This window comes from Streptomyces sp. NPDC111656 (assembly GCF_055656965.1).
The window spans coordinates 562,803-578,093 of record NZ_JBVKCA010000004.1; the positions used below are offsets into that span (position 1 = coordinate 562,803).

The following is a 15,291-nucleotide window of genomic DNA, read 5'->3' on the forward strand; positions in this document are numbered from 1 at the left end:
GGGCGGCGGGGGCGGGGGGCCCGGCGCGGAAGCAGCCGAATCTTCGGGAGCTTGGGCGGGTCGATGCGGACCTTGACCAGCGGCTCCGGGCGGCTCTTACGGGTCCCGCGCGGAAGGAAGTGCTTCGTCATGCGCCGCACCTCGCCCTCGCCACGTGCAGCTCAGGAGTGAGCACCTGCTTCGTCTTCGGCAGCACGATCCGGCCGTCGAAGTCGCAGAGGTAGAAGTTGAACCACGAGCCGTAGGACGCCGTCCCCGTCAGTGCGTTGAGCTTGTTCGGCAGCCGCTTCAGGACGCCCTCCACGGTGTTCTCGTTCTTGTTCAGCGTTCCGGTGAGATCGGTCAGCTCGGCGATGTCGTCCTTCAGGGGCGGACGCGCGTCCTTGAGCAGCCCCGAGGTGGCGTCCGTCAGATCGCCGATCCCCACCAGGGACTGCCCGATGGGCTTGCGGTCGGCGGACAGCCCCGAGATCACCCGACGCAGCTGCTTGAGCAGCCCGGAGAAACGGGCGCCGCGCTTGTCCAGCGTCTCCAGCACGGTGTTCAGGTTGTCGATCACCGAGCCGATCAGCCTGTCGCGGCCGGCCAGCGTCGTGGTGAGCGAAGCCGTGTGCGCGAGCAGGCTGTTGACGGTGCCGCCCTCGCCCTGGAGGGTCCGGATGATCTCGGTGGCGAGCTGGTTGACGTCCTGCGGGCTGAGCGCCGAGAACAGTGGCTTGAAGCCGTTCAGCAGCGCGTTGAGGTCCAGCGCGGGCTGGGTGCGCGACAGCGGGATCGTGGCGCCGGGCTTCAGCCGGGTGCCGTCTCCCGCGCCCTCGGTCAGGGCGACGTAACGCTGTCCGACCAGGTTCCGGTAGCGGATGACCGCGCCGGTGCTGTTCAGCAGCGGCCGGTCCTCACCGACAGTGAAGGTGACCTCCGCCAGCGTCCGGTCCTCGATCCGGATGCCCTCGACCTGGCCGACCCGCACCCCGGCCACCCGGATGTCGTCGCCCTTCTCCAGGCCCGTCACGTCGCTGAACACCGCGCGGTACGTGTGCTCGGAGGTGAAGGAGATGTTGACGATGGTGGCGGCGAGCAGGGCCGTAGCCAGGATCGTCACCAGGGCGAAGAGGCTGAACTTGATCAGCGGGGCGGCGGCCTGCCGGGCTCCTGACGTCCTTGTGGTCCTTGTGGTCCTTGTAGTCCTGGCGGTCTTCGTGATCCTCATGCGACGCTCACCGCCGTCCCGCGCGCCATCGGTCCGAACAGCAGCGTCGCGATCGGCGGTACCTCGTCGGCGGGCACGCCCATGACGGGCGCGACGAGCGAGCCGACGGCGCGCTGCTCGGTCCGGGTGGCGGAGACGCCGCCCGGACCGGACGAACTGCCCTTCGCCGAACCGTCGTCGAGGTGGACCCCGGGCGCGGGCACCGACGGATGCGGCAGGTCACGGCAGTTGGGCCCCGACCGATCGTCGTAGCGCGGATACTCACCGGGTTCGTACGCCCCCTGCTGGCGGACGACTTCGAGCGTGATGTGCATCTTGCCGCCCCGGAAGGCCTGCTCGGATGCCTGCTCCTCGCGCACCAGGCCGGCAAAGAGGCACGGGTACTCGGGCGAGTAGCGGGCGAAGAGGTCGAGCGTGGGGCGGGAGACCCGGCCCACGGTGATCAGCCGGTCGCCGTTCGCGTCGAGGAAGTCGTCCGCGGTACCCGCGGCAGTGGCCGTCGTGGTGAGCGCGGACGCGAGCCTGTCCCGCTGTTCGACCAGGGTGCGACTGGTGGTGACGGTGTTGCGCAGGATCTCCATCAGATCGGGAGCCGCGTCGCCGTACACCTCGGCGACGTCGGCCAGCCGCGCGAAGTCCTCGGTGAGGGACGGCAGATGCGGATTGAGCCGGTGCAGGTAGTCCTCCACGCGCGTGAGGTTGTCGCCGATCCGGTCGCCGCGCCCCTCGAGGGCGGTGGCGAACGCGGAGAGCGTGGCGTTGAGCTTGCCGGGCTGCACGGTCCGCAGCAGCGGCAGCAGGTCGTTCATCAGCTGCTGGAGCTCGATGCCGACACGGGTGCGGTCCTGGGTGATGACATCCCCGGCGCGGATGGGCCGAGCTGATGAATGCGCAGAGCGCGCGGGCGCGACCAGGTCGACGTACTTCTCGCCGAACAGGGTCTTGGGCAGCAGGCGTGCGTGCACGTCGGACGGGATGGACGCGACGTACTCCGGCTTGAGCGCGATGTCGAGCGTCGCCTTCGTCCCGTCGGCGTGGACCGCGCGCACCTCGCCGACCAGCAGCCCGCGCAGCTTGACGTCGGCGCGGGGATCGAGCTGGTTGCCGATGCTGTCCGCTTCCAGCTCGATCCGTACGGCCGGGGTGAACACCTGCTGGTACACGGCGACGGACAGGGACAGCAGCAGCGCGAGCACGGCGAGGAACACGACGCCGTACAACCGCAGTCTCAGCACTCTCATACGGCTCACCCCGCAATCCGTACGGTCGTGTTGGCGCCCCAGATCGCGAGCGACAGGAAGAAGTCCAGGACGTTGATCGCGACGATCGAGGTGCGCACGGCGCGGCCCACGGCGACGCCGACACCCGCCGGGCCGCCGCTCGCGTAGTAGCCGTAGAAGCAGTGCACCAGGATGATCAGGACGGCGAAGACGAGCACCTTCCCGAAGGACCACAGCACGTCGACCGGCGGCAGGTACTGCTGGAAGTAGTGGTCGTAGGTGCCCGCCGACTGCCCGTAGTAGCCGGTGGTGATGGTGCGGGCGGCAAAGTACGAGGACAGCAGCCCGACCACGTACAGCGGGATCACCGCGACGAAACCGGCGATCATCCGGGTGGTCACCAGGAACGGCAGCGAGGGCACGCCCATGACTTCCAGGGCGTCCGTCTCCTCGCTGATCCGCATCGCGCCCAGCTGCGCCGTGAACCCGGCGCCCACCGTCGCGGACAGCGCGAGCCCCGCCACCAGTGGCGCGATCTCCCGGGTGTTGAAGTACGCCGAGAGGAACGCCACGAAGTTCGAGGTGCCGAGCTGGTTGAGCGCGGCGTAGCCCTGGAGGCCCACCTCCGTGCCGGTGAAGAACGACAGGAAGGCGATGACGCCGACCGTGCCGCCCACGACGGCGAGGGCGCCGCGTCCGAAGCTCACCTCGGCGAGCAGCCGCAGGATCTCCTTCTTGTAGCGGCGTACGGTGCGGCCCGTCCACGCCAACGAGCGGCCGTAGAAGGACAGCTGGCTGCCCAGTTCCTCCAGACGATTCAGCAGCGCCATGACTCAGCCCCTCTGCGGAACGACTTGGAAGTACACGGCGGTCATCACGAAGTTCGTCACGAACAGCAACATGAAGGTGATCACCACCGACTGGTTCACCGCGTCGCCCACGCCCTTCGGGCCGCCCTTCGCGTTGAGTCCCTTGTACGAGGCGACGATCGCGGCGATCGCCCCGAACACCAGCGCCTTGATCTCGGCCGCCCACAGGTCGGAGAGCTGGGCGAGCGTGGTGAAGGAAGCGAGATACGCGCCCGGCGTGCCGTTCTGCAGGACGACGTTGAAGAAGTAGCCGCCCGCGACGCCCACCACCGACACCAGGCCGTTGAGCAGCACAGCAACCACCATCGACGCCAGGACCCGCGGGACGACCAGCCGGTGGATCGGGTCGATGCCCAGCACCCGCATCGCGTCGATCTCCTCGCGGATCTTCCGCGCCCCGAGATCCGCGCAGATCGCCGTGCCGCCGGCGCCCGCGATCAGCAGCGCGGTGACGATCGGCGAGGCCTCCCGCAGCACCGCGAGGACCGAGGCGGCCCCGGAGAAGGACTGGGCGCCGAGCTGCCGGGTCAGGCTGCCGATCTGCAGCGCGATGACCGCGCCGAAGGGGATGGACACCAGGGCCGTCGGCAGGATGGTGACGCTCGCGACGAACCAGGCCTGCTGGATGAACTCCCGGGCCTGGAACGGCCGTCGGGGGATGGTCCGGACGACGTCCAGCGCCATCGCGAAGAGGTTCCCCGAGTGCCTCAGCGCCCCGGTGGGTGACAGTCTCATGCGCCGGTCACCGCCTTCCGGTGCAGCTCGGCCTCGCGTCTCGCGATCGCCTCCCAGCGGGGCGGACGGGCGATGCCGGGGCCCGGCATCAGGCGCGGCGTCATGTCGTTGCCGACGTGGCGGGGTTTGCGGTCCGCGTCGCCGAGCTGCGCCAGCTCCTGCTCGACCTGCGCGGCGTCCTTCTCCTCCGCCATCCCGATCGGCCCCTGCATCCGGCCGTTCAGAAATTGCCGTACGACGGGCTCGTCGCTGGTCAGCAGCTCCTCACGGGGCCCGAACATGACCAGCTCACGGCGGAACAACAGCCCGATGTTGTCCGGCACCTGGCGGGCCGAGGCGATGTCGTGCGTGACGATCAGGAACGTCGCGTTGATCTGCGCGTTGAGGTCGACGATGAGTTGGTTGAGGTACGCGACGCGCACCGGGTCGAGGCCCGAGTCCGGTTCGTCGAACAGGATGATCTCCGGATCGAGGACCAGCGCTCGCGCCAGCCCGGCCCGTTTGCGCATCCCACCGGAGATCTCGCCCGGCAGCTTTCCCTCCGAACCGATCAGCCCGACCATGTCCATCTTCTCCAGCACGATGCGCCGGATCTGGCTCTCGGACTTGCGGGTGTGCTCGCGCAGCGGGAAGGCGATGTTGTCGTACAGGCTCATCGAGCCGAACAGCGCGCCGTCCTGGAACAACACCCCGAACAGCTTCCGCACCTCGTACAGCTCGTGCTCGCGCAGCTTGGTGACGTCCCGGCCCGCGACCTTCACGGAACCCCGGTCCGGCTTCAGCAGTCCGACGAGCGTCTTGAGGAACACCGACTTGCCCGTGCCCGAGGGGCCGAGCATGACCGATACCTCCCCGGCGGGCAGCGTCAGCGAGACGTCCTGCCAGATGACCTGGTGACCGAAGGACTTGGTCAGCCCTTCCACACAGATCTCGACACCCATCCGGTCCACCCTTCGGCCGTGGAGCAGCTCCGACATCTGCTCTACGGGGAGGGGCCGGGCGTCCGTCGCGACGGAGGCGGATTTTTTTCGGGGGTCTTGCGGCCGGGTTTCCGGCGGCTCGACGGCCGCGCTCTTTCCGCTGGTTCTACGGCAGTCCTTTTTCCGGTTTCTCCGGTGGTTCTACGGCAGCGCGGTCGGGGTCGGTACGTCGACCGGGGCGGAGGACGTGGTGGGAGCCTCCGGGAGGGCCGGAGGCGTCGTCGGGACCGTGGACGTGGCCGGCAGATCGGGGAGGCCGGGCACGCTCGGCAGGTCGGACAGGCCGGGGACGTCGGGGACGGACGGCACTGGTGACAGCGAGGCGTCCGGCAGCGGTGGCACCGACAGAGGCAGCAACGACCGGTCGTTATCGCCGGGCGGCACCGTCGGCGTCGCCGCGTGGGACGCCGAGGCGGCCGACAGATCACGGGCGTTCGGGGCGGCCACCCGGCCGACGCCGTCGGGCCGGACGGTCTGCGTGGTCGCCTGGGCCATGCGGGACACGGAGGGTCGGGGAGCCGTGCCCTGCCTGACCCCGTCGTGGACGTACGGCAACACGAACCCCGCCACCACCAGGGTCGCGGCCGTCGAGGTCACCGCCACGGCCTGCGCGTGTCCGCCCGCGCGCAGCTTGCCGCGCCCCCACAGGAACAGGGCGAGGCCCAGCGTTCCGGCCAGCGAGTTGCGCAGCGTGCGCCGGGCCCGGGCGAGCAGCGACTCGACGGTGCGATAGCTCAGCCCCATGCGCACGGCGACCTGGCCGACGTCGAGGCCCTCGGACTTCAGCCGGAGCGCCTCGGCCTGGCGCCCGGGCAGCTCCCCGCTGCGCACGGCCAGCCACCTGGCCTCGGCCCGATCGCACACCGCCTCCTCGACGGGCACCGGACCCGGCGCGGTGAGCGTGGGGCTGCGGTGTACCTCGGCCTCACGGTTGACCTGGCGATACCGATCGACACACAGCCGCATGGTCACGGTCGTCAGCCAGCCGCCGAGGCGCTCGTCGTCCAGGTCGGGGCGCTCCGCGGCGCGCAGCATGGCCTCGTGCACCGCGTCCTCGGCGTCCTCCGGGCTCATCGACCTGCGCCGGGCCACCTTGAGCAGTTGCTCGCGGTGGCTCCACATGCGCTGCCAACGGTCGTGGGCCGCCTGTATCTCCGCAGGCATGTCCGGCATGTCCGTCGCCATGAGGGCCCCTTTGCGCTCACCCGCCGGTCCTGTGCCGTCCGGCGGGTGGTGACATTACCGCCCGGTAGTCGCGGTTGTGGAGGGGGCGGAGGCCGTCGAGTCCCCGCTGTTACTGGTCAGCGGACCGCCGCTGGGCAGCAGGTCGTCGCCGGGCAGTTCGATGTCCGCGCCGGGCGAGGGGAGTTGGGGCTTGTCCGTCGGAGTGGCCCCGCCCGCCGGACGGGACGTGCCGGGGGTCGGCGAGGGACGTGCGGACGGTGTCGGGGAGGGGACGGCGCTCGGACGGGCGGACGGTGTCGGCGAGGGCTTCGGCGTGGACGGCGGCCGCGACGGCTCCGGGTGTGCCGAGGGCTTCGCGGAGCTGTCCGGCACCACCCGGTATCCTTCCAGGAAGTACGCGTACCAGGCCCTGACCGTGCGCAGATACGCCTCCGAGTGGTTGTATCCGAGGACCGCCCGGTCCAGCTCGGCCGGGTCGGAGAGGTCTCGTCCGCCCGCACACAGGTAGCGCCCGGCGGCGAGCGACGCGTCGAAGACGTTGTCCGGGTCGGCCCGCCCGTCGCCGTTGGCGTCCGTGCCCCAGCGGGCCCAGGTCGACGGGATGAACTGCATCGGTCCGACCGCCCGGTCGTAGGCCGCGTCCCCGTCGTACGCGCCGTCGTCGGTGTCCCGCACGACGGCGAAGGCGCCGCCGTCCAGCCGCGGCCCGAGGATGGGCGCCACGGTCGTACCGTCCGCCGTCACCCGACCGCCGCGCGCCTGCCCGGACTCCACCTGGCCGATCGCGGCCAGCAACTGCCACCGCAGCCGGCAGCCGGGCGCGGTGCGTGCGAGTTCCGCCTCGGCGTGCCGGTAGGCGGCGAACACGCTCGCCGGCAGCGCGGCGCCCGCCACCGACGCCTCGCCCTTGCGTTCCCGGGTCCGCAGCGGCGGGAGGTCGGTGCGGTACCGGGTGTCGCCCGACACGCTCGGCCCCTGCTCGGCGGGCGGCTGCCGCGGGGGTGCGGAGGCCCGTGCCGGGACCGCCCCCGGCGCCTGTGACGCGGTCAGCGCCGCCATGACCACCGCCGCGATCGCCGTACCCCTGGCGCCCCTGACTCTGTGCCCTGCCACGTCGCGTTCCCCTCCCTGTGAGCTGATGTCGTCTGCTCTACGGGGAGGGGCGGCGGGTCCGTCGCACGGAGCGGGGCGATTTCGGGGAACGGGGTCCGCACGCGCGTCCGTCAAGATCTCCCCGGGCGGCCCGGGCGGCCGGGGCGGTGCGGTCTCGAGGACCCGGCGGACGCGTGGGTGATGACGCGAGGGCTTCACGGTGTCAGGCCAGTGGTTCCAGGCAGGTCACAGCGGCCTGCGGGACTTCGAGGCGGCGAATGGCGTGCGGGGACGAGGCGGCGAACGGCGTGCAGGGACACGGACCGGTCGGCGGGCCGGAGCGGCTGGACGCGACCGAGCGGCATTCGAACTGGTTGACCCTGGTTGACCGGGTTTGCGTGGTCCGGCCGAGGACTTGACCCCCGCAAGCCGCACCGAGCCCGGCTTGCTCGATGAGCTCCTCGGCCGCGCGTCCTTGATCGCGGATCCGGTGGACTGCCGTACCTGTCTCGAAGCCGAGCCCTGTTCCGGCCGGTGTGCACCCGATGTGCGCGGCCTCTGGTCACGCGGAACGACCGCGCATCTCAGCGGCGGCTTGCGCACGCCGTGCGGCCGTCCCCGGCGTACAGCCCGGCTCGTCCGCCGCCACCTGGGGCTTCACCTCGTACCGTGATCGGTCGGCCATGTCCTCGTCGGCGCGAGAAGCAGCACGACGCTCGGTGGAGGTCGGGGATCGGCGTGTAGTTCGACAGCGGCGACGTACTCACGGACGTCGATACCGTCGACCTTCGGGGTGTACGAGTGCCCGTTCAAGGACTTCTCGACACTGTGCGGGTCCGTTCCCGGCCGACCTGCGGCTGTCAGGACTCGTAGTCCTCGATCAGACGGCTGATGACCTGGTGCAGGACGTCCGCGCGACGCCGGTCGTCCCGCTGGTCGCGTAGGGCGCGCTCGGTGGCCCGGAGCATGCGCCAGGCATGCTCGTCCTGGTCCATCACCTCGTCGACGAGCGGCTCGGAGACCAGGGCTAGGCACTCGGCGAGCCGGAGCCGGGTGGCGGGCGAGGGCGGCGCTGTATCGGGCTCGGCGAAACCGTCCGTCAGATAGCGGGCGGGATCGGTGAGGCTCCAGCCGACCACCGAGCCGTCCTGGACCAAGAGGTCCACGTCAGGGGCGATGCCGATCCGGGCGTCCAGCGGCCCGTCGAGCGCGCTGAGGTCCCTGACGCACCTCAACTCGGTGGCTTCGGGGCCGCAGCAGAAGACCGTGGCCTGGGGCAGGTCGAAGTCCTGCGCAGTGTCTGCTCGCAGCCCGCCCGGAACCGTCCGCGGCCCGTCGGGCATGCGGTGACAGACCTCGGCGGGAACGGATTTCGGGGGTACGAAAAGCATGAGACTGCACAGTTCCCTGCTGCCCTGGTCGAACCGCACATGGTCGTTCTCCGACCACAGCCACTGCATGCTGCCGAAGGTGCCTGCCAGCTGCCGCTCGCGTCCTTCCGGGTCTGCGTATCCCGCGACGATCACCTGAGGGCCGGAGAAATTGAAACGTGGAGTGAACGCCAGCGGGTTTCCCGTCGTTTCGACACTCATGGTCTCGCCGACCGAGAACTTCACCATGGATGCCGCCTCATCGAATCTGCTTGGCGGGTGGCATGGTGCCACCTCTGCTACTTGGAATTTCCCCGTTCACGATAGCGTCGTGAGTCACCGGGGCCCCGGGATCGTCGACCGATCCGCCCAGTGCCTTGACTCCGCTTTCCCCCTTGATCCCGGACGGGCCGTAGCCGGTGATCACGTCGCCTGCGCCGGCTCCGGGCCCCTTCGTGATCACGATGTCCTCGCCCTGTCGGAAGGTGAGAGTTCCGCGGCCTCCCTCGGAGAGATACACGGCGTCCGGGTTCTTCAGGATCTCCAGCACGCGGTCGTCGCCGAAGTGCGGGTGATAGTCGCTGTCCTTCCTCATCTTGCCCTCTTGGGCACGCTCGATGATCTTGTCCGTGGCGCTTTTGGCCTTCTCCAACGGGCACTTGGGCGCAAGGCCGAGTGGGTCGCTCCACGTGTGCGGGTTGTGGACATAGGCGGCGGGGTTGGGTGCCGGAGTGAGGCCGAGGGGATCCGGTGTGAGGTAGCGGGCGGTTTCCGGGTCGTAGTGGCGGAAGTAGTTGTAGTGCAGGCCCGTCTCCGGGTCGTAGTACTGGCCCGGGAAGCGAAGGGGTGTGTAGGCCGGACTGCCGGCCGGCCACGCGGTGGAGCCCCAGAGCGTGGCGCGGGTGTGCCAGGCGATGGTGCTGTGTTCGTCGACGAGTTCGGTGGGGGTGCCGATCAGGTCGGTGATGATGGAGAAGAAGCGGGAGTCGATCTCCTCCTGCGGGGCGTCGGCGGCCGTGATGCGTTCGGTCTGGGCGATCGGACGCAGTTCCCGGTGGTCCCAGGTCAGGGTGACCGGATTCGACAACTCCTGGGACACGGAGGTCTGTTCACAGAGGGTTGTGCCGTCCCAGGTGAAGGTCACGCGCTCGACGACCGTCTCGCCGTCGGCGGCCAGGCGGAGTTTCGCCGTGCGGCGCCCGAGCGGGTCGTAGGTGTAGCGCCAGCGGGTGCCGTCGGGGGTGACCGTGGCGGTCAGCCGGTCCTCGGCGTCCCACTCGTAGCGCCAGGTGTCGGGGCGACGGGAGAGGCGGGTCTTCTGGCGCAGCACGATCCGGCCGAGTGTGTCGTGCTCGTAGCGGACGGCTCCAGCGCGGGTTATTCGGGTGCCGGTGTAGACGCGTTCGCCGGTGGCCTCGTGGCCGGGGTGGACGCCGGGCCAGTCGGCGTGGGTCTGGTTGCCGACGGCGTCGTAGGCATAGGTCTCTGTCCAGTTCGCGGCCTGCACGGCGGTGACGCGTCCCACCGCGTCGAGCTCGAACCGACGCTGCCCGGTCAGGAGGTCGTCGACGCCGGTGAGGTGGCCGTCCGCGCGGTAGGTGTAGGCGCGCTGCTGGACCGTGCGCGTGCCGGCCGTGGCGGTCAGAGCGGTGAGCCGCCCCACCGGGTCATACACCTGGTTCAGGGTGAGGGTGTCGCCGACGGTACGGGTGACCTCACGGCCGTTTCCGTCGTACGTGAAGGTGATGGGGCGGCCCGAGGCGGTCATCGACGTGACGTTGCCCGCCGGGTCGTAGGACCAGGTCGTGGTGGCGCCACCGGGTGTGGTGCGGCTGGTGCGGCGGCCCAGGGAGTCGTGGACCCAGTGCAGGGAACGGCCGTCGACGGTCTCCGTGCGGAGATTGCCCTGCTGGTCGCGCAGCAGCGTGAGCGTGCCGCCGTCGGGGCCGGTGGCCTGGGCGAGCTGGTCGGTCACATCGTAGGCGTACGTCGTGAGCCGCCCGTGGGCGTCCTTACGGACGATCTGGCCGAGCGCGTCGCGCTCGTACGTGATGACCTGGCCGAGATCGTTCGTGCGGGAGGCCAGGCGGCCCACTGCGTCGTGGGTGTAGGTGAGGGTGCGCTCGTCGAAGTCCGTCTCGGAGATGAGGTGGCCTGCCGGATCGTAGGCGTAACTCCACGTCAGGCCCTGCGGGTTGGTGACCTTGGTGAGGCGCAGTTCCTCGTCGTGCGTGAATGCGTGGCGGGCGCCGTCCGGGCCGGTACGAGCGGTCATCAGGTCGAAGTGCGTGTACTCGTAGCGGATCGTGCCGCCCAGCGGGTCGGTGTGGCTGGTGCAGTTGCCCTCGCCGTCGTACGTCCACGACTCGGTCGTGCCGGCGGGGGCGATGCGGCGGGCCAGGTGTCCCTCGACCGTCCACTCCAGGCGCGTGGTCACCCCGGTCGGGTCGGTGATCGTCACCGGGCGGCCGAAGGCATCGCGTTCGTAGCGGGTCACTGCGCCGGACGGGTCGGTGATCTGCAGCGGCAGCCCCGCGGGGTTGCAGCGCACCGTGGTCGTGTGGCCGAGGGGGTCGACGATCGAGGTGAGGCGGCCCGCTTCGTCGTAGCTGAAGGTGGTGGTCTGGGCTGCGGGGTTGGTGAAGCGGGTGCGGTTGCCGCGCTCGTCGTAGACGTAGCGCTGGACGGAGCCGTCGGTGCCGGTGATTTTCACCGGCAGGTCCTGCTCGTCGTATTCCGCGCGGATTTCGCGGCCGTCGACACGGACGGCCCGGGTCAGGTTCCCCCTGTGGTCGTACTCGTAGCGAGCCGTGTGGCCGAGCGGGTCGGTACGGGACAACAGGCGGCCATGGCGGTCGCGTTCGAAGCGGATGACGTTGCCGAGCGGATCGATCTCGGCGACCACGTGGCAGGTGCTGTTGACGAGGTAGCGGCGGGTGTGACCCTCACCGGTCGTGGTCGTGGTAACGCCGTGGCCGGTTTCCGGATCCGACCCGTCGTAGGACAGCCGCAGGCTCATGTGGCCCTCGGCGCCGCCCTCCGCGATGCAGCGGTCCTTCTCGTCGTACTCGTAGGTGTAGGAGCGCTCATTGGTGTCGGTCCAGGAGGTGACACGGCCGCGTTCGTCGTACGTGAACCGCAGAGGCAGGCCCGAGGAGTTGATGACCCCGGTCAGGTGGCCGTCGTCCGAGTAGCTGTAGCGTTTGATCTCCTGATCGCTGCCGCCCACCGTCGCGCCGGCCAGGTGCAGGGCGGTCACCCGCCCGTCCCGCGTGGTGATCTTCAGGTGGTGGCCGCCTGAGGAGACGATCGCGAGCGGGGTGCCCTCGGTGTCGTACTCGAAGGTGAGCCAGTTGCCGTTGCGGTCGTCGATCTGTTCCAGGACCGCCAGGTGCTCGGTGCGGTCGGCGAAATGCCGGACGCGGCCGGTGGCCGGGTCGGTGAGCGTGTAGCCGCCGTCGGTGCGGTCGAGTGACCAGCGTGGACCGTGACTTGGCAGGGTGGGGACGCCGGGTGCGGGATGCGGGTAGGCGAGCAGGAGGCCGTCGGCACTGACGAGGACGACGCCCTCGGCGTCGATCTCGAGTCGTTCGTCGACAGTGGAGGACCAGGAAGGGCCGAACCAGCGGCCCAGGTCGTAGCCGGACTCCACGCGCCGTGTGAAGGCCAGGGGCAGAGTGCCGGGCAGCGTGATGTCGGTCTGCGGCAGATACATCACGCCGGTGGTCAGATCGACCGGGTCGGTGGGGTCGCGCTCGACCTTCTCACGCGGGTTTTCCGCATGGCCCTCGGGCTTGTCCCGCAGGGCACGGCGTGCCCCGTTCTCCGCGGCCTCCTCCGCGCCCTTCTTCAGCCCGAGCCGCAGCCCGCCTCGGGCGAGGCCCGCGCCCTTGGTGCCGATGAGTTCGGGGATGAGGCGGCCGATGAACTCGGAGGGGTCCTTCTTGAAGCCGTCGACGGCCGCGGTCACGATCCGCTCCGGGTGCGCGGCTGTCGACACCAGCCCGGAGAGCGTCATGGAGACGTTCTGCGCGTACGCGGCCGGGTGCGTGAGGTTGTAGGGGTCCGTCGGATTGAGGCCGCGGACGAAGTTGAGCAGGCCTGCGGTGCCTTTGAGGGCGCCGCCGACGACGTGGGTGAGTTCGGTGTTCACCGCTTGGTAGCCGTCGACGAGGTCGTGGCCGAGGCGGTTCAGCGGCGGGGGTTCGGCTGGGGCGTGGGCGAGTGCGGCCTTGACCTTGGTCTGGGCATCGGAGGCGGCGGTGTTGCGCTGCTTGCGGGCCTCGGCGAGGGTCTCGTGTGCCTTCTTGACGTCGGCCTTGCCGGGGTCCTGGAAGGGCTCCGGCCTCGGTCCCGGGTCCTCGTTCGCCTTGACCTTGCCGTTGAAGGCGTCGACGCGCTTGTTGTACGCCTGCACGGCTTCGTCGGAGGAGTGCTTGCCCTTCTTGTACAGGTCGATGGCGTCCTGGGCTTTGCCCTGAGCCCACTTGACGGTGTCGGCGTACGACTCCAGGGCGCCGGCGGCGGTGTCGCAGGCATCCGCGGCCTGGGCCCATTTGGTGGGGTGGACGCCGAACTTCTCGCGGAAGGCGTCGCCGCCCTCGCCCTTCCAGCCGTCGGAGTCGACCTTCTTCATGCCCTGGCCGACATGGTCGAAGGCGGTGTGGAAGTCCTTGAGGTGCTTGGCGCTCTCGCGGATCTTGCCGGGGTTGCCGTGGACCAGTTCGCCTGCGTCCTCGGTCTGGCCGAGCTGCTGTTCGCCGGGCGTGGCGCCGAGGTCGGAGGCGACGTCGTCGCCCCAGTCCTCGACGGCGTCGGCGGCGTCGTGCAGGCCGACGTAGTCGAGCCCGTCGCCGATCTTGTTGGTGCCCCAGTCGACGCCCTCGCCGAGCTTCTGCTTGCCGTAGTCGATGCCGTCTTCGACCTTGCTCAGGCCGTCGTTGACGCCGTCCTTGATGTCCCCGCCGAGGTCCTTGAGGCCGTCGCCGATGTCTCCGAAGACGCCCATCAGCCTTCACCTCCGCCTTGCTGCTGTTGGGCGGCTTCGGCGCGGGCTTCGGGGGAGGGGCCGAAGGTGTCGTCGAGCATCTGGTTGTACTCGGCGTCGGAGACTCCAGCGGCGTTGTGGAGGTTCTCGGGGTTGAGGCCCAGCGGTCCGACGGTGTGGGAGGTCATGACATCGCGGCCGGCGTCCTTCCAGCCCTGGGCACTGTTGTCCATTGCCCGGTCGAAGGACTCCTTGCTGTAGTCGACGCCGCCGTAGGCGCCGGAGGTGGCGATGTCACCCCAGCCCTGCTGGGTGACCTGCTCCTCGGACGCGTACGGATTGCCGATCGCCGCGTTGGTGACGATCTTGAAGCTGCCTTCGACGTACTGCTCGGTCTCGTAGTACGTGCCCGCCGCCAGGCCGGTCTTGACGGCGAACCCGTTGCCCTCGTTGATCAGCGAGCGCACGCCCCACTCCCAGCGCTCGCAGAACGACTTGAACTCACCCGTCAGCCCCTCGTGCCCGAGTTCCAGCCCCGACAGGGCGATGTCGCCGAAACCGCGCCCGGCGCCGGCCGTGCCGACCATGCCCAGCTCCTTCAGCTCGCCCAGGGCCTCGGTCAGACCCTTGGCTATCAGGCCGAGTCCGTCGGCCTTCAGGTCCTTGCCACCGTCGCCGGTCATACCTCGTCCCCCTCCTCGCGGTCCACGGCTACCTCGTCGGGCACGATGCCGCGCACCGGCGGGAAGACCATGCCGTCCACACCGTCCGCGCAATCCAGGGCCACCCCGCACGGCACTCCGGCCGCCGGAACCGCCACGTCGAGCAGCCGGGCGCCGAGGATCGTCTGGTACGTCCACTCGCGCGCCATCTCGCCGCGCGCCTGGGCGTAGCGGGCCAGGGCCTGTTCGTCGGAGAAGGCGAGGATGAAACGGATGCCGCCCAAGTCCGCCGTCAAAAGGCCGCGTTCACCGTCGAGGCCGGGCTCGTCCCCGAGCGGAACCAGGACCGCCGTACGCCGGAACTCCCCCAGAAACGCCGTGAACTCCTGCCGACGCGCGGTAACTTCAGCGTCTTCAGGCGCAGACTCCGGCGAGAACTTCTGAACGGGCTCCTGCTGAGTCGGATCTCGACGCTCCTGCGAAGACGCCACCGGCAGCGGCGCGGCAGGCCGGTCCACCATCTCCGCGTAGTCCGCAAGACGTGACCTGGGAAGGTTGTTCTGCGGTGGCATGTCCGCCCCGCCCCCGTGCTCAGACATACGGCTATCTTCACAACCGCATTCAGAGGAAACAACACCGACCCCGTCACACCCTCGTCCCAGTGGGCTCGCCATAGACGTGCACTCGCAGCTCCTCGGTCGTCCCCGGCCTGAGCAGGTGCGGCCGGTCTGGCGGTCCCGAGAAGCTCGTCGAGATAGGCATACAGGTCCTTCAGGTCCTGCGAGGACTCGTCAAGGTACTGCTGCACCGACTTCGCAGAGCCTGGTCTGGAGGGGGAGCGTATTTTGGCAGGTCAGCTGAGTACCAACAGTTGGGACGCAGCGTGACCGTCCGCCGCGCGGGAGGCGGTCACGGTCTCCGGAGCTGTGTGCGCAACTCCACGCCAATCAGCCAGCGCTCCGCTCGCAGAGGGCTCGTGGT

Annotated in this window: 11 protein-coding genes; all 11 read right to left on the reverse strand. The window is 69.8% G+C overall.

Going from position 1 to position 15,291, the window contains the following annotated elements; genetic code table 11:
- Positions 1-127: 127 nt before the first annotated feature.
- A complete protein-coding gene (locus ACZ7M3_RS15940; protein ID WP_472063791.1) occupies positions 128-1,210 on the reverse strand; it encodes an MCE family protein in 1,083 nt (360 codons plus the stop codon).
- Positions 1,207-2,451 carry an MCE family protein gene (locus tag ACZ7M3_RS15945; RefSeq protein ID WP_472063793.1) on the reverse strand — a complete coding sequence of 415 codons (1,245 nt, stop codon included), beginning with the start codon at positions 2,449-2,451 and terminating at the stop codon, positions 1,207-1,209. The genes ACZ7M3_RS15940 and ACZ7M3_RS15945 overlap by 4 nt, the downstream gene beginning before the upstream one ends.
- A gap of 5 nt (positions 2,452-2,456) precedes the next feature.
- The gene (locus ACZ7M3_RS15950; protein WP_054230890.1) at positions 2,457-3,260 is read right to left on the reverse strand and encodes an MlaE family ABC transporter permease; all 804 of its coding nucleotides are present in this window, start codon (positions 3,258-3,260) and stop codon (positions 2,457-2,459) included.
- A gap of 3 nt (positions 3,261-3,263) precedes the next feature.
- Positions 3,264-4,034, reverse strand: a complete 771-nt coding sequence (locus ACZ7M3_RS15955) for an MlaE family ABC transporter permease (RefSeq protein ID WP_472063795.1) — start codon at positions 4,032-4,034, stop codon at positions 3,264-3,266.
- The gene (locus ACZ7M3_RS15960; RefSeq protein WP_355421289.1) at positions 4,031-4,975 is read right to left on the reverse strand and encodes an ABC transporter ATP-binding protein; all 945 of its coding nucleotides are present in this window, start codon (positions 4,973-4,975) and stop codon (positions 4,031-4,033) included. The genes ACZ7M3_RS15955 and ACZ7M3_RS15960 overlap by 4 nt, the downstream gene beginning before the upstream one ends.
- A 180-nt stretch (positions 4,976-5,155) precedes the next feature.
- Positions 5,156-6,199 (reverse strand): RNA polymerase sigma factor, encoded by a 1,044-nt coding sequence (locus tag ACZ7M3_RS15965; protein ID WP_472063797.1) that lies wholly within the window; start codon positions 6,197-6,199, stop codon positions 5,156-5,158.
- A 54-nt stretch (positions 6,200-6,253) separates the two neighbouring features.
- Entirely contained in the window at positions 6,254-7,312 is a 1,059-nt protein-coding gene (locus tag ACZ7M3_RS15970; protein ID WP_472063799.1) for a lytic transglycosylase domain-containing protein, read from the reverse strand.
- Between the two features lie 839 nt (positions 7,313-8,151).
- Positions 8,152-8,910: a hypothetical protein gene (locus tag ACZ7M3_RS15975; protein ID WP_472063801.1), complete on the reverse strand. Its 759-nt coding sequence runs from the start codon at positions 8,908-8,910 to the stop codon at positions 8,152-8,154.
- A 10-nt stretch (positions 8,911-8,920) separates the two neighbouring features.
- Positions 8,921-13,669 (reverse strand): putative T7SS-secreted protein, encoded by a 4,749-nt coding sequence (locus ACZ7M3_RS15980; RefSeq protein ID WP_472063803.1) that lies wholly within the window; start codon positions 13,667-13,669, stop codon positions 8,921-8,923.
- Entirely contained in the window at positions 13,669-14,331 is a 663-nt protein-coding gene (locus tag ACZ7M3_RS15985) for a hypothetical protein (protein ID WP_472063805.1), read from the reverse strand. The genes ACZ7M3_RS15980 and ACZ7M3_RS15985 overlap by 1 nt, the downstream gene beginning before the upstream one ends.
- A complete protein-coding gene (locus ACZ7M3_RS15990; protein ID WP_472063807.1) occupies positions 14,328-14,909 on the reverse strand; it encodes a hypothetical protein in 582 nt (193 codons plus the stop codon). The genes ACZ7M3_RS15985 and ACZ7M3_RS15990 overlap by 4 nt, the downstream gene beginning before the upstream one ends.
- Positions 14,910-15,291: the final 382 nt, after the last annotated feature.

Coding starts and splice junctions, on each gene's coding strand:
- ACZ7M3_RS15945 (WP_472063793.1), bottom strand. CDS start 2,451: ATGAGAGTGCTGAGACTGCGGTTGTACGGCGTCGTGTTCCTCGCCGTG.
- ACZ7M3_RS15955 (WP_472063795.1), bottom strand. CDS start 4,034: ATGAGACTGTCACCCACCGGGGCGCTGAGGCACTCGGGGAACCTCTTC.
- ACZ7M3_RS15975 (WP_472063801.1), bottom strand. CDS start 8,910: ATGGTGAAGTTCTCGGTCGGCGAGACCATGAGTGTCGAAACGACGGGA.
- ACZ7M3_RS15965 (WP_472063797.1), bottom strand. CDS start 6,199: ATGGCGACGGACATGCCGGACATGCCTGCGGAGATACAGGCGGCCCAC.
- ACZ7M3_RS15990 (WP_472063807.1), bottom strand. CDS start 14,909: ATGTCTGAGCACGGGGGCGGGGCGGACATGCCACCGCAGAACAACCTT.
- ACZ7M3_RS15950 (WP_054230890.1), bottom strand. CDS start 3,260: ATGGCGCTGCTGAATCGTCTGGAGGAACTGGGCAGCCAGCTGTCCTTC.
- ACZ7M3_RS15980 (WP_472063803.1), bottom strand. CDS start 13,669: ATGGGCGTCTTCGGAGACATCGGCGACGGCCTCAAGGACCTCGGCGGG.
- ACZ7M3_RS15960 (WP_355421289.1), bottom strand. CDS start 4,975: ATGGGTGTCGAGATCTGTGTGGAAGGGCTGACCAAGTCCTTCGGTCAC.
- ACZ7M3_RS15940 (WP_472063791.1), bottom strand. CDS start 1,210: ATGAGGATCACGAAGACCGCCAGGACTACAAGGACCACAAGGACCACA.
- ACZ7M3_RS15985 (WP_472063805.1), bottom strand. CDS start 14,331: ATGACCGGCGACGGTGGCAAGGACCTGAAGGCCGACGGACTCGGCCTG.